Genomic DNA, 14,367 nt, shown 5'->3' on the forward strand with positions numbered 1-14,367 from the left:
AAGAAGAGACCAGATCGATCGCTGATACAGAAGGGCACGCCAGGTTTTCAGTGGCGTGCCCTCTTTCGGTTAGTGCTTCGCGGCTAGATCGCTATCGGTGCAACCATTGGGTTTCAGTACCGGGTTGCAGCGTGCTACCGCATTTCCGGGCAGTTCCACCTCGTAGCCGGACGGCGCTTTTTCTGCCGCCGGATAGTCAGTGCTGATGATCTGTGCGCCGGTCTTCAGCACTACATCGCGGCGCGATGTATCGTTTACCGGGGCCTGCTTGCCAGGCTCATCCGAACGTGTGCGGACCAGGTATCCCTGCTTCACCAGCGCGTCGATTTCTTCTGGTGTGCCATCGTTCTGCTCGGTGAAGGCTGCATCCGGCGCGCCGGGAACCGCGTTGGTGAACAGCACGCGACCCTTCAGCGAAGGATGACCCTCGGTGTAGATGGGCTCTGCATTCCGCTGATCCATCAGGAAGACGACCTTGCCGCGAGCCTCTTTCAAGGTCGGCCATTTGCCGGCGAGGATCGCTTCGTTCAACGTCGCATACTTTCCGCGTACATCGTCTGGCGTGATGAGTTCGCTCTCAGGAAAAACCGAGCGAATTTCTTTGTCCAGGGCGTCGAAGGTTTCGGGTGTCCATTCTTCCGGCGTCACCGTGGGGAAGTTTACCTTTAGCTTGCCGCGCTTGGTTTCGATGAGCAGGAAGACCGGCAGGTGATGAGGATGGGCCTTCGACCACTTGCGTACCTCGGCCAGGCAGGCGGTGAAGGGTTCGCAGCGGCTGCGGTAGTCGATGTCCTGCACATGCATTACTTTGAAGCCCGGCTTGTCCATCACGTGGTCCGGGTCGAACGGCGGGTCGGCCGGGAGCCCTGACTGCGCAAGCATTTCCTGGCCATACGGATGCGCAAAGAGACCGCCCTTCGTGTCCGCGAAGACATCGATTTCGAGCTGGCGCACGCCGCCGTCGAGTTGTGCCGTGAGCGAAGGATGGCTGTAGTTCAAGCCCTCATAAACCTTGGGGTTCTTTTCCTTCCACATCTTCGCCGCGCTGGGCGCAAAGCCGGCATGATAGCTGTTGTGCGTTCCGATTACCTGGATCTGATTCATTCGCACGTTGTCATCGTTCGGTGCGGCTGCCATAGCTGTACCAGCTGCCACGCACAATGCGATGGCGCACGCCTGTTGCATCCATTCTGCTTTTGCCACGTCACTATCCTTTCGAGTTCACAAGAAAAAGGCTCCGCACAAGAGGTTATCTTTTGCGGAGCCAGGGTTTCACAACGGTTTCTGTTAGAAAGTGATCTTACCTGCAACCTGAAGCTGACGCGCAGGGAAGGCTGAGGTGATGCTGCCGAAGGTGGAATCGCTACGGTTGTTATCCGGGTTCGCGTAGTTTACATGGTTGAGGGCGTTGAAAGCCTCACCGCGCAGGTCGAAGTGCGTATGGTCATTCCAGAGCTGGAAGCTCTTGTGCAGACCCAGGTTGAGCGAGTTGTACTCCTGGTCACGGATCGAGTTACGACCCGAGTTGCCAAGCGAAGACTGCGCGGCGGTCGGAACGGAGACCGTGCTCGAATTCAGGTAACCGTTTAGCGACGTTGCCGTCTTGGTCCAGGCGCTCTTATTGTTCTTCGGATTGCCGGTGACGTAGGGGTGATAGACGAGGATATCGCTGATGTCCTGGCTGGCGTTATCCGAGTAGGTCAGGTTGACCGGCGCGCCGCTGGTGGCCGTGTTGGTGGCAGTCACCTGCCAATCGCCCAGGGCCATCTGCACCCAGCGGTTTGCACCGCCGCCCCACTGGCGATTCTTGCCATAAGGGAGGTCATACACAACGGTCAGAGTGTCGTTGATGGGCTGGTTATAAGCCGACTGGCCCACGTTGTATGAGGGGTTGCCAAGCACGATGCGGGAGTTATCGCCGTTCGGTGTATCGAGGTGACCGGAAGCGTTGTCGATCGCATGCTCCCAGGTAAACGCGTTCAGGAAGTAAAGGCCGTACGAGGTGCGGTGTTCCCACTTCGCCTGCATCGAGTTGAAGCGCAGGAAGCCATCCGGAAGCGAAACTTCGATACCGGTAAAGTTGGTGATCGGACGACGCGCCTGAAGGCTCAAAGTACCATTTGGTGCGTTGAGAGCAGCCTGGTTCTGATCAGCCAGCACCCAGAGGTGTACGCCATGCGAGCCGACGTAGCTCAGAGTGAAGGTGTCGTTCTTGCCAAATTCCTGCTGTACGTCGACATGCCAGCTCTGAACATAACCGGTGGGTATGTCCTTCGGGATGTAACGGGTTTCAGCCAGCAGCGTGCTGAAGTTGGACGAACTTACAAAGTTGGTGGGGTAGCCCTGGGCAACCGTGCGGAAGCAACCCTGGTAGTTCTGATCGGTGCAAAGCGGTTGCGTGGTGCCGGAGGCTGCGTACGGCGCTACCTGCGTGATCGAGGAGTTGACGATGTAGGGACCGTTGTAGGCCAGCAGGTTTTCGCCGCCTTCACGGTTGAACTGGTCATAGCTGATGCCATAAGCCGCACGAATAACTGTCGTCGGACGTGCTTGGTAGGCAAAACCGAAGTTCGGAGCAAAGTCCTTCATCGGCATGTTGACCAGAGCGCGGTCATACAGCGAACCACTCTTCGCCTGCACCAGCGTATTCGTGTCGGGATCAAAGTTTGCCAGGTGATTGCCGCTCACATAAGCCGGCGTTGCCAGCTCCCAGCGGAGACCTGCGTTGATCGTCAGCTTGGGACCGACCTTGAAGTCGTCCTGAGCGTAGAAGAAGTGCATACGCTGGTGCTGGTTGATGACGACATGGTTGTTGAGCTGATACGTTGCACGGGCACCGGTGAGGAAGTCGGTGAGGTACGCGGCCTGCGAGACCTCGGTAGAGATGTTGGGGTCACTGCTGGTAGGGGTGCCATACTTCGAGAAAGCACCGTTGAAGGTTTCCGAGCCGTAGACCGGGTTGAAGTCATCGATTTCGGTATTCAGTGAGAGGAATTCCCAGCCGAACTTCAGCGAGTGGCGACCCTTCAACCAGGTGTAGTTGATCTTCGGATCGATCACGAAGGGATTCTGGAACTGCGGATTCGAGTTCTGAGCACCCCAGGAAGTAAAGCCTTGCACATTCTCCGAGCTAAGCGCACGGATGACGGAAGTATCGGTCGGCAGACCCGGGATACCAGCCTGCGCATTCAGGCTCTCTTGGCCCGCCAGGTAAGGCGTTTTGCCACCCTGCGTCCAGGTGAATCCGATACGTGCATCGACAATCTGGTTCTGCGTGAAGGAGTGCGTGACGCCGGCAGCGATCTGCTGGTTGTACGCGTGGATGGTGCCGTTGCCGCCGCCGCCAGCCAGTCCGGGAATGGACGAAGCGTCGACGATATCGCCCTTGTGCTTGCTGTAGCGACCGAAGATGGTGGTCCTCGGGCTCATGAAGTAGTCCAGACGGCCATCGCCCTTGTTGTCAGTAAGAGTTGCTACAGGGGTTCCGACGTAGTTGGTAGTGGCGTAATTCTGCGTGGTGTTGGCATTGGGCTGGGGCAGGGCAGCGAAGACCAGCTTGGCCAGCGGCGTCCAGTCCGACTGCGGAACCTGACCATTTGTGTACACAGTACCGGTGATGGGGTTACGGAGCGGAATCGGAGTGCCCGAATTGTCCTTGAAGATGCCCTGCAGCTGGTTAGAAGTCGGGATGGTCGCCGTGGTGTAGGAACCCTGCGACTGGCGGTTGCCTTCATAGTCGGCGAAGAAGAAGAGCTTGTCCTTGAGGATGGGACCGCCTACAGCTCCACCGAACTGGTTGCGGATCAGGGTCGGCTTCGACTTTGCAACGAAGGGGCCCTCCGCGTTCATGTCGGTATTACGGTTGTACTCCCACACGCTGCCGTGAAACTGATTGCTGCCGCTCTTGATCGAGACGTTGATCACAGCGCCGGAAGCGCGTCCGAACTCGGCCGAGTAGTTATTCGTCTGCACCTGGAACTGATCGATCGCGTCCGGGGAAGGAGGAATGGCCTGGTTCGAGAAGCCCTGGTTCGACGTGCCGTAGGCGTTGTTATCGAGACCGTCGAGCAGGAAGTTGTTGAACTCCGAACGCTGGCCGTTCACGTTGAACGAGGCGTCGCGGCTGGTTACCGTCTGGTTCTCGAGGACGTTGGTATGTACACCAGGGACCAGCGTGGCCAGATCGGCATAAGCGCGACCATTCAGCGGCAGGTTCACAACTTCGGAGTGGTTGATGATCGTCGACGAATCGCTCGTCTCAGTCTGGAGAGCGGTTACTCCACCGCTGACCGTGACGGTCTCTGACTTGCTGCCTGCCTGCAGGCTTACGTCCACGCGTTGACGGGCATTGACCTGTACGCTGAACGGCTTGGTAACGGATTCCGCAAAACCATCAGCGGACGAATCGATCTTGTATTCGCCGACCTTAACGTCGGTAAATTCATAGTGGCCCTGACCATCGGCTGTAACCGTGACCATTGTGCCGGTGGCGATGTTGATCAGTTCCACCTTGCTGTTAGCGATCGCAGCGCCGCTTGAATCACGCACATAACCAAGAACCGAGGAGGTCTCAAACTGCGCGTATACGGGGAGCGTCGTGACCATACCCAAAAGCAACAGCCCGCTCAGCAGCCGGCCTCGGCCGTGCTTCGCAGGTATAAGGGAACTACATTTTTTGCCTAGCAACTCTTCTTCTCTTTTCTGCGCAGAAGTTCGCTACCCGCGGGTGGCGGTTTCTGTGCATTGCGTTGTTCGGAATGTTTCAGGCCCCTCCGCGGGCCTAACAAACTTTGCGGAGGCGCATCGTAAGGCTCCCCAGTCGATTTAGACAATGGATCGCCCAGCTGATCTCAAGCTACCGAAGCACGATGAAAAGGAGATTACAAACGGCAAGCGAATCTGTGCACAATGGTAATGAAATCAACGAATTGAACCCAAAGCGAGGCATTGTAACCCGCTTATATTTGCCCTGCGAAACGTTTCGACCGCGATGTCCTCTTCTTCTGCGTCAAGACTGTGTCGCATTTGCGTGTGATACCACGTCTAGGTTTACTGTCTCCGGTAGATCAAAGCAGCCGATCGCAACGTTGCGAAATTGTTCTCGCCGGGGGATTTAATTCAACTGGCCAGCACCTGGCGTGGCACTCCGATGATGTCCTGAATTAGTGCAGGCCGTTACGCGCTCACCTGTCACTGCACATTCATCGATCGATTTTCGAGATCGATCCGGAACATTCTGGCGATGAGAGCAGGATATCTGCACTACTCTCCGGTGGCTTGCGATTGCTTCAGGAGTGCCCGGCGGTCGCGGCGTCGAAGAGGCGACAGTAGTTGCCTCCTCCGATCTTGCCGATCTCTTCCGGTTTGAATCCCTGGCGAAGCATCTCCGCTGCGAGCTCGCGGAAGAGTCCTCCGTTGTGATTCGGCCAGATCTCGTTGGTGTTGGGCTGGTCCTGGTGCCCGGTGATGTCGCTGTCAGTGCCGATGCCCACGTGGTCGACGCCGATGGCATCGACCATCATCTTGATGCCTTGTACGCACTCTTCAATGGTGTCGGCGACATGGATCCACACGCCTACGACTCCGCCCGCATTTGCTACCACACGCGCATGCTCGGCACTGATAAGGTGAGGAGCCATGCCGCGGGGAATCGGTTTATTTCCGGGACGTTTATCCATGCTGGTGTGCGAAACAAGAATGGGCTTCGTCGCGACCTTGAGCGCGCCCTGTATCGTCTCGGGGCTGGCATGCGCCAGGTCGACGAGAATCCCAAGCCGGTTGCACTCACGGATGACGTCCGCTCCAAAGGGAGTCAGGCCGCCGAGATGCGCGGGCCGGGTGTAGACATCGCCCAGCGGTCTGACAACATCGTCTTTTTCGTGAAGGAGCTGTAGCTGACGCAGCCCACGCTTATAGACCTCCTCCACTCGCTCCAGGCGGCCTTCGAGAAACTGCGCACCTTCACAGGACTGCACAATGGTCGGCTGCCGCTTTTCGTGTGCGGCCTTCAGGTCGTGCAGGTTCAAGGCGCGGCGCATATTCCCATGCTTGAGCTCTTCATCGAGCCACGCGAGGCCGTTCATGAAGTGCCCATAGGCATCGCCCGGTTGCTCCAGCTTCGAGAAGTCGAGCGCGAACGCGGCGGAGATTGCGGTGAATCCCGACCGCCGGATGGCGCCGCCCAGGTCGGGTATGGAATCCGAAGGCTGCGGCGGATGATCCAGTTGCACCTGGGCGTGATTGTGCATGTCGATGGAGATGTATTTCGCGAGGATCTGCTCAACGCGAGGATCGTCCGTCGCGGCTGCCAAGGCAGCGGGGCCAAGCAGCGCACTGCCGGCGGATGCGGCTGCGAGGGACTGCAGGAATGTGCGACGCGACAGGGCTGATCCGTTCATTTTTGTCTCCATGGATCTTTAGACGGTCAAAAGCTTTGTCGCGGACATTCGGAGCTTAGTGGCTGGCGAAGTGATCGCGATACCACTCAACGGTCTCGCGAATTGCCTCTTCCATGCCATAAACCGGCTTCCATCCCAAGCGTTCCTTCGCCTTCGAGGCATCGAGATACTGCTCGCGAATTTCAGACGACGCAATGTTCTGGATGACCGGCTTTAGATCCGTGCGGTCCATGATGCGCAGCGTCATGTGTACTATATCGAGCACGGTCAGCCGTTCGCCGAGGCTGAAGTTGAAGGCCTCACCGCTGATTGAGCTGTCTTCGGCAAGCTTCTCGCCGAGCACGAGGTAGCATTCGGCTGCATCCTTCACGTAGAGGAAGTCGCGCACGAATTTTCCATCGCTGCGAATGACAAAAGGCTCGTCTGCCAGCGTTGCCTTGACCAATCCTGGAATGGTCCGGCTGAAGTTGAGATCGCCGCCGCCGAAGAGATTGCCGCAGCGGGCAATCGCGGTCTTCACACCATAAGTCGCGGCGTACATCTGCGAGATGAGATCCGTGCACGACTTCGAAACGTCGTACGGGTAGCGGCCCTGCAGCGGATGCGTTTCGAGATAAGGCAGGCTCTCGCTCGAGCCGTAAGCCTTGTCCGATGACGCCACGACGACATTCGATTTGCCTGCGAGACGGCAGGCTTCGAGCACGTTCCACGTTCCCATCACGTTGGCGCGCAGCGTGCCGACGGGGTCGAGCTTGGCTACCTGCACCAGCGGTTGTGCGGCGAGATGAAAGACGGTATGCGGCTCGTACTCGGCGATAGCGCGCTGCATGGTAGGCAGCGATTCGAGATCACCGGAGACGATGGCGACCTGTTCGAGCAGTCCTTCCCGCACGGCCATGCTCTTCGGAGCCTGGTCGCGGACGAGCGCGACGATCTCCGCCCCTTCGCGCAGCAGCGCCTTTACGAGCCATCCACCCATCAGGCCGGTCGCGCCGGTCACAAATACACGTTTTCCCTGCCAGTAACCCAAGTCTCTCTCCTGCCCGCGTGATCGTCTATGGCCGCGCGTCCGTCTAAAAGAATAGGTTACATTCACTGGAGGAGAGTTCGTACGTGGCAGTTAAATCGCTGGCCGATCAGGACATGAAAGTCGTCATTCTTTGCGGAGGAAAGGGCTCGCGAATCTATCCCTTTTCAGAGTATTTCCCGAAGCCGATGATGCCGGTCAACGGCCGCCCCATCCTTGTCCACCTGATGCACATCTATGCCCGGCAGGGCGTACGCCGCTTCGTGCTCGCAGCAGGACACCGCAAGGAGATGCTGCTCGATTACTTCGACGGCCGCTTTCCCGAGTGGGAGATCGAGATTCTCGACACCGGTACGGAAGCCGATACCGGCGATCGCGTCTATTCCTGCCTGGATCGCGTAGGCGATCGCTTCTTCGTGACCTACGGTGACGGCTTAGGAAGCATTAATCTGCAGGCACTGCTGGACTTTCATATCGCCAGCGGCGGCCTGGCAACGGTCACAGCCGTGCCGCTGCGTTCCCAGTACGGGACGCTGCAGTTCAACGAGCAGCAGCAGGTGGAAAGCTTTACGGAAAAGCCGATTATCCGCGACTCGTGGATCAATGCCGGCTTTTTTGTTTTCGATAAGAAGGTCGCGGAGCACTGGGCCGGGCACAGCCTTGAGTCAGACCTGCTGCCGCATCTCGCCGCAGAGCGCCAGCTCTATACCTATCTGCACGACGGTTTCTGGAAGTCGATGGACACCAGCAAGGATCAGCAGGAGTTGGAGCGGCTCATGGAGAATGGCGCCGCTCCGCCCTGGGTTACTGGAAGCTAACCGCGAAGCATTTCGAGTTCAACCTGCTTCGCTTCCGCATTCAGGCTGACGATGCGGAAGCTGCGCAACTGGCCTGTTTGCACTTCCGCAGCCTTTTGCGTGCTTTCGCTCGGGCCGCTCTTCCATTTGGCCTTCAGCATGGAACTCAATGCAGAGAGATCGACCTTGCCGGAATCTGCGGCCGCAGCAGGCTCGTCCTGTTTCGCGGCCGCGGGAATCGTTGCCCGCGCGATGATGCCATCGCCAAGCTCCACCTTTGCGGACTGGCCTTCGACGCTGACGATGCGGCCGGTCACAGTGTCTCCAGCCTTGTGCTCGGCAATGTACTCGTCAATTTCCTGCGGTACCAGTTGCTTGATGCTCAGCTTAATCTGGCGCTTCTCTTTGTCCACGCTCAGTACCTGCGCTTTGACCACCTCGCCGGCACGCAGCGCGTCCTGCGGAGTGTTAAGCCGCTTCTCCGCTGTGATTTCGCTGATGTGGACCATGCCTTCGACGCCTTCCGCAAGCTGGACGAAGGCTCCGAACTTGGTGAAGCTCGAAACCGGTCCTTCCACGACAGAGCCGGCGGGAAACTTCTGCGCGATGTCTGCCCAGGGATCGCCGAGCGCCTGCTTGAGGCCGAGCGAGAGACGGCGTTCCGCGGGGTTGATGCCGAGGATGACTGCCTCGACCGTGTCGCCGGTGTTGAGCAGATCGCTGGGCTTCTTGACCTTCTTCACCCAGGACATTTCCGACACATGGATCAGGCCTTCGACACCCGGCTCCAGCTCAACGAAGGCGCCGAAGTCGGCCAGACGGGTGACGGTTCCGCTCACGCGTTCGCCGAGATTGTACTTCTCCGGCACGGCATCCCAGGGGTGAGCCTGCAACTGCTTGAGTCCAAGCGAGAGCTTCTTACCTTCAGGCGAAATCTTGAGAACCTTGACCTCAAGCTCCTGCCCGACGGAGAGCACGTCTTCCGGCTTGTTTACGCGCGACCATGAGATATCGCTGATGTGCAGCAGTCCGTCGACGCCGCCGAGGTCGATGAAGGCGCCGTATTCGGCGAGGCTGCGCACGGTGCCGCGAATCACGTCGCCTTCGCTCACTTCGGAGTAGCGCTTTTCGCGTGCCAGGGTCTGCTCTTCTTCAAGCACGGCCCGGCGGTCGATGACCACGTCTTCTTCGGTCGCATCGAGCTTCGTGATGCGGCAGCGAATCTCCTGCCCGACGAGCTTCTCCATCTCGGCAGCATCGCGAACGCCGCTGCGGGAGGCAGGCATAAACGCAGTGACGCCGACGTCCACGCGGAAGCCGCCCTTGACGACTGCAGTCACGGTTCCAACGATGGTGGACTTGTCCGCGAAGGAGCGCTCAAGGGATGTCCAGTCTTTCGGCTGGGCGATCTTGAAGAGCGAGAGATCGTAGTAGCCTTCGGCGTTGCGTCCGCGCACGGTGACGGAGAGCTTGTCACCCGGCTTCACTGCTTCCGCGCCACCTTCGATAGCGCTCAACGGCAGCGCGCCTTCCGTCTTCGAACCAACGTCGACGAAGACGAACTCGGGTGTGACGGCAATAACTGTGCCGGAGACGCGGCGCTCGCCTTCGTCTGACTTGGTGCGCTGCTTTTCAAAGGCAGAGAGGATGTCGGCGAAAGACTGGTCCTGTTCGGCAGAAGGGACGGCGGTTTCAGAAGGGAGATTGTCTTGTTCGGGATTGGTCATGAGGTGAGAGAAAACCGAAGATATTTCGGTTAGGATACACCTTCCACGCGGGGCGTTGAACGGCGGCGCACTGATCCGGTGCGCCGCTTCGCCTTTACTGGCTGGTGTAATACCCTGGGCGAGCATTTGCCTTTAGGCCGGGTTTGTTCATCTTGATTTCGATTGCATGAAACTCATTCGGTTTCGCTGCTGGGGGCATAAAGCTGAGCGTATAGAAGGACTCGGAGGAGCGGATAACCTTCCCGATGAGTCCAGCCACATCCGAGCTCGAGCCTAGCGCCACGCCTCCACTGTTTACAGCAATTACCTGGAGGCTCAGATTGCCGAAGCTCGCGTCGCCAGGCTTCTTCACTGGTTTAAGGTATGAGCGATAGTTGACATAAAAGGGTCCTGCCGCTTCAGGCGTAAGGTTTCCCTGCGGATCGATCGCACAGAGTGTGGTGTGGCTGCTGCGCATGGCGTCAGAAAACTGCACGATCTGAGCGAATATTTTCTCTGCATCTCCCTGCGCGCTCGGACCCGGCGTTACGACCCACCCTGGGGAAATCCAGATCATTAATCTTCGCCCTTGCGTCGCATTAGGCAGCGCGAGAAGCCCCTGCAGGGCTCTCATCGGCATCTGGCTCGTAGTGCCGCGCGACCCCGCCACATTCTGTGTCGCCTGCTGATCGACGTCGAACTGCGCCAAGTCCTGCGCGAGCAGATTGCCGTCGGATGTGTACACACCCTGCATCTTCACTGATTGGCGCGTCACCACGGCCAGAGCGGTTGGATATGCAAGATGCCCGTTGTCCGCCTTAAGGTAGTCGATGATCTGCTGCTTCGCAAACGCCAGGCGTTCACGCGTTGTGTCCGCAGCATCGAAGACCAGGATCATCGTTGTTTGACCGGTGTTGTCTTTGTCGGATCGGAATGAGGTTATGTCCTGCGGCTTTCCGTTATCGAGAATCGTGAAGTCATCTTTGGTGAGACCAGCGATCGGATCGCCATCATGGGAATCGACAGTCACATCTATCGTGACGGGTTGGGGATCGCCCGCGAACGCGTATGTGTCTCGGGGCGTTACGAGAAAGCACAAAACAAGACAGAAACAGGCAACGCGAATCGCTCGCATCGATACACTCCGGAAAATTCAAGCTCTTTGGCTGGAGGGAACAGGATATCTGAACGAGCAACGTACGGAACAGCAGATTTTCTTTGAAATGATCTTTGTCTTGTTAGGTCAGCTAGAATGGCACGTCGAAAAACCAGGAGGGTCTTGCCTTGTCTATGGATCGTCGCCGTTTCTTCGGAGTCGCAGGTGCAGCAGGCGCAGTGGGATTAATGAGTCGCACCGCCCGGGCAGAGGAGCAGGCTGAACGAGCACTCCGCGCCATGCCCGCACCGAAGATCAGGGACATCAGCGTGATCGAGTGCGAGCCTGCCGGAACTCGCCTGACCGTGGTGAAGATCACCACCGACCAGGATGGCCTCTACGGTTACGGATGCGCCACGTTCACGCAGCGCGCCGACCTGGTGAAGCCGGCAGTCGAGAAGTATCTCAAGCCCTTTCTGCTCGGCAAGACAACTGACCGGATCGAGGACATCTGGCAGTCCTGCTACGACAGCTCTTACTGGAAGAATGGTCCGGTGCTGAACAATGCATTGAGCGGCATCGATCAGGCGTTGTGGGACATCAAGGGCCGGCAGGCGAACATGCCGGTGTATCAGCTGGCGGGTGGCAAGTGCCGCGAAGCTGTCGATGTGTATGTTCACGCCGATGGGCAGGAGTATGCCGACGTGGTCCGCGCCTCGAAGGAGTACATGGCGCAGGGCTTCCGCAATATCCGCGTGCAGGTAGGCATCCCGGGTCTTGCTGGATACAGCGCTCCGCACGGTGAAGGCGGACACTTCAAGCCGCTGCACAACAAGCCGCTCTTCGAGCCCGCCTACGACATGCGCCGCGCGCTGAAGCTGCTCGAAGTCTGCCGACAGGAGCTTGGCGAAGAAGTGGGGCTGCTGCATGACATGCACGAGCGACTCACTCCGAATGAAGCCGTATTGTTCTGCAAGGAAGCGGAGAAGTTCGACATGTTCTTCCTCGAGGATCCTGTCTCGCCGGAAGACATCGGATACTTCGAACAAATTCGCCAGAACTGCGCCACGCCGCTTGCTATGGGGGAGCTGTTCAATAATCCGCACGAGTGGCAGCCACTTATCTCGCAGCGCCTGATCGATTACATTCGCGTGCACGTTTCACAGGTTGGCGGCTTCAGCCCCGCGCGCAAGATCGCAATTCTTTCCGAAGCATTCGGAGTGAAAACAGCCTGGCACGGTCCTGGCGATGTCTCGCCTGTTGGGCACATGGCAAACGTTACGCTCGATATCGTGAGCTATAACTTCGGCATCCAGGAGTACACGCCATTCAACGATCACACCCGCGAGATCTTTCAGGGATGCCCCGAGATGAAGGACGGTTATCTATGGGTGAGCGAGAAGCCGGGATGGGGTATCGAAATCGATGAAAAGGCAGCGGAGAAATTCCCGTTCACTCCGGGTCGCAATGGGTTGAATGGAGGCTGGGGAGAAATTCGCAAACTCGACGGAACGGTAATCAAGCAGTAGCGGGCATCGGCACGAAACGAAGGCGGCATCCTAGGCAGAAGACCGCAATCGAGGAGATGCAATGGCTCTTTACGAGATTCACATGCCGGAGAAGCCGGGAGCGCTGAAGGTAGAAGCGGACTCTGTGACTTACGGAGAACACAATATTGTGCTGAAGGATCATGAGGATAAGATCGTCCTCGTCCTGTACACGCAGCCGGGAGCTTATCTCGTTCGCATGGATTCGAAGAAGAGTGCGGAGCCGGTCGAGGCAGCCGCCTGACGGGCATTAGTTCACGGGAATGAAATCGAAGTAAGCCAGGTTGTTGCCCTTCCTGTAGTGCAGGGTCAATAACTGAAGTCCAGCCCGAGGCAGAGTGATTGATCCGCACTCTGCCTTGTTCCATGTGTGGAAGACCATCCATGCAGGATCGCGGGTCAGCGGAAATGCCGGCAGCACACAATCGGCTGCGGCGTGGCCGTTCAACGAGAACTGGATCGTCTGCGGAACGTTCGAATACATGGCGACGATTTTGTAACGGCCACTGTGCTTTACCTGCACGGTGTAATTCGTCCACTCGCCGTCCTCTTCCCATCCGATGTAAAGCTGCTTCCACGCGGGCATGACCATGCTGTTGCTCTTGAAGTCGGCCAGCTTCTTTACGTAGGAAATATCAACGCCATCGTGCTCGCGGAAGTGGCAGATGGAAGGATCTACACCCTCCTCGCAGTGCCCGGGCTGGTAATTCAACTCGCCACTGCCGTGATTAACGGCATCCGTATCGTGATAAGCGACGCCTTCTCCGCCCAAGTCGAAGAACGCTGCCTCCAGCCGCCCTGGAATCGTCTGTGGTCCAGCCGTGTGCGTTGCATCGCGATAAGGCAGACCATGATAGCCAGCCGGAATACTGCTATGAGTGGCGCTCATCGAGAACCAGAAGGCGAAGCAAATCACCGCCGCGAAAATCTTCAAAAAACACCTCGCAGGAAGCATATAGGACAGCAAGTACAGAGATGCGAACATAAAGCAGGAGCGTGCAGGGATGTCATCAGGAAAGATCGCCGTCGTAACCGGCGGCAGGCAGGGAATCGGACGCCGCACAGCCGAGGTTCTGGCTGAACGAGGATTCAGCATCGCTATTATCGATCTGGCCATGCCGGACGAAGCTCTCGCAGCAATCAAGGCGGCAGGCGGAACGGCAATGGCCCATGTTGCCGACATTACCGACGAGGCTGCGATAGACCAGTTCGCGGAGCTCGTTCGTGCAGAACTTGGTCCGGCGAGCGTGCTGGTGAACAATGCCGGCATCAGCCACATTGCTGCTGCTGAATCGACAGCCTCTGCTGACTACAGGCGGGTGCTTGAAGTGAACCTGGTGGCTCCATTCCTGCTTGCCAAGGCCTTTGGCCAGCAGATGCTCGATGCCGGGCGCGGCTCCATCATCAACGTCGCGTCGGTTGCGGGACTGCTAGGTGTGAGCGATCGCGCTGCTTACAACGCCTCCAAGCACGGCTTGATCGGTCTCACGCGAACGCTTGCCGCTGAGTGGGGCGGCCGCGGTGTCCGCGTCAACGCTGTCTGTCCCGGATGGGTGAAGACCGAAATGGATGTCGCCGATCAGGCCGGCGGAAGCTACAACGATGCCGACATCATCAACCGCGTTCCCATGGGCCGCTTCGCCTCGCCCGAGGACATCGCCAACACGATTGCCTTTCTTGCGGACGATGCGCAAAGTCCATTCATCAACGGACAGGCAATCGCCGTCGATGGCGGATGGACGGCCGACGCGAGCTGGGAGTCGCTGCGCCTTCGCAAGCGTTGAAGGAAATCGCTA

At 58.1% G+C, this 14,367-nt stretch carries 11 protein-coding genes; 4 read left to right on the forward strand and 7 right to left on the reverse strand.

Going from position 1 to position 14,367, the window contains the following annotated elements; all coding sequences use genetic code 11:
• Positions 1-69: 69 nt before the first annotated feature.
• The 4 genes from LJD29_RS10055 to LJD29_RS10070 form a co-directional block, all read right to left on the reverse strand.
• The gene (locus LJD29_RS10055) at positions 70-1,203 is read right to left on the reverse strand and encodes a phosphatidylinositol-specific phospholipase C1-like protein (protein ID WP_446745623.1); all 1,134 of its coding nucleotides are present in this window, start codon (positions 1,201-1,203) and stop codon (positions 70-72) included.
• A gap of 84 nt (positions 1,204-1,287) precedes the next feature.
• The gene (locus tag LJD29_RS10060; protein WP_446745624.1) at positions 1,288-4,605 is read right to left on the reverse strand and encodes an outer membrane beta-barrel protein; all 3,318 of its coding nucleotides are present in this window, start codon (positions 4,603-4,605) and stop codon (positions 1,288-1,290) included.
• A gap of 683 nt (positions 4,606-5,288) precedes the next feature.
• Positions 5,289-6,398, reverse strand: a complete 1,110-nt coding sequence (locus LJD29_RS10065) for a dipeptidase (protein ID WP_446745625.1) — start codon at positions 6,396-6,398, stop codon at positions 5,289-5,291.
• Positions 6,399-6,453: 55 nt separating this feature from the next.
• The gene (locus LJD29_RS10070; RefSeq protein ID WP_446745626.1) at positions 6,454-7,428 is read right to left on the reverse strand and encodes a GDP-mannose 4,6-dehydratase; all 975 of its coding nucleotides are present in this window, start codon (positions 7,426-7,428) and stop codon (positions 6,454-6,456) included.
• A gap of 83 nt (positions 7,429-7,511) precedes the next feature.
• On the opposite strand from LJD29_RS10070, the gene LJD29_RS10075 reads away from it, so the two are divergent.
• Positions 7,512-8,243 carry a sugar phosphate nucleotidyltransferase gene (locus LJD29_RS10075; RefSeq protein ID WP_446745627.1) on the forward strand — a complete coding sequence of 244 codons (732 nt, stop codon included), beginning with the start codon at positions 7,512-7,514 and terminating at the stop codon, positions 8,241-8,243.
• Here LJD29_RS10075 and LJD29_RS10080 read toward each other — a convergent pair.
• Both LJD29_RS10080 and LJD29_RS10085 read right to left on the reverse strand, forming a co-directional pair.
• The gene (locus tag LJD29_RS10080) at positions 8,240-9,949 is read right to left on the reverse strand and encodes a 30S ribosomal protein S1 (protein ID WP_446745628.1); all 1,710 of its coding nucleotides are present in this window, start codon (positions 9,947-9,949) and stop codon (positions 8,240-8,242) included. The two genes, LJD29_RS10075 and LJD29_RS10080, sit on opposite strands and share 4 nt — an antisense overlap.
• A 94-nt stretch (positions 9,950-10,043) precedes the next feature.
• Entirely contained in the window at positions 10,044-11,063 is a 1,020-nt protein-coding gene (locus LJD29_RS10085; protein WP_446745629.1) for a VWA domain-containing protein, read from the reverse strand.
• A gap of 155 nt (positions 11,064-11,218) precedes the next feature.
• Here LJD29_RS10085 and LJD29_RS10090 point away from each other — a divergent pair, with 155 nt between their 5' ends.
• Together LJD29_RS10090 and LJD29_RS10095 are read left to right on the forward strand one after the other, a co-directional pair.
• Positions 11,219-12,553: an enolase C-terminal domain-like protein gene (locus LJD29_RS10090; protein ID WP_446745630.1), complete on the forward strand. Its 1,335-nt coding sequence runs from the start codon at positions 11,219-11,221 to the stop codon at positions 12,551-12,553.
• Between the two features lie 61 nt (positions 12,554-12,614).
• Positions 12,615-12,815 (forward strand): hypothetical protein, encoded by a 201-nt coding sequence (locus LJD29_RS10095; protein WP_446745631.1) that lies wholly within the window; start codon positions 12,615-12,617, stop codon positions 12,813-12,815.
• Between the two features lie 6 nt (positions 12,816-12,821).
• On the opposite strand, the gene LJD29_RS10100 is transcribed toward LJD29_RS10095, so the two are convergent.
• Positions 12,822-13,505 carry a carbohydrate-binding protein gene (locus LJD29_RS10100; protein WP_446745632.1) on the reverse strand — a complete coding sequence of 228 codons (684 nt, stop codon included), beginning with the start codon at positions 13,503-13,505 and terminating at the stop codon, positions 12,822-12,824.
• Positions 13,506-13,575: 70 nt separating this feature from the next.
• On the opposite strand from LJD29_RS10100, the gene LJD29_RS10105 reads away from it, so the two are divergent.
• Positions 13,576-14,355, forward strand: coding sequence for an SDR family NAD(P)-dependent oxidoreductase (locus LJD29_RS10105; RefSeq protein ID WP_446745633.1), 780 nt, complete (start codon positions 13,576-13,578; stop codon positions 14,353-14,355).
• Positions 14,356-14,367: the final 12 nt, after the last annotated feature.

This window comes from Silvibacterium acidisoli, from assembly GCA_022870745.1.
GTDB lineage: Bacteria > Acidobacteriota > Terriglobia > Terriglobales > Acidobacteriaceae > Silvibacterium.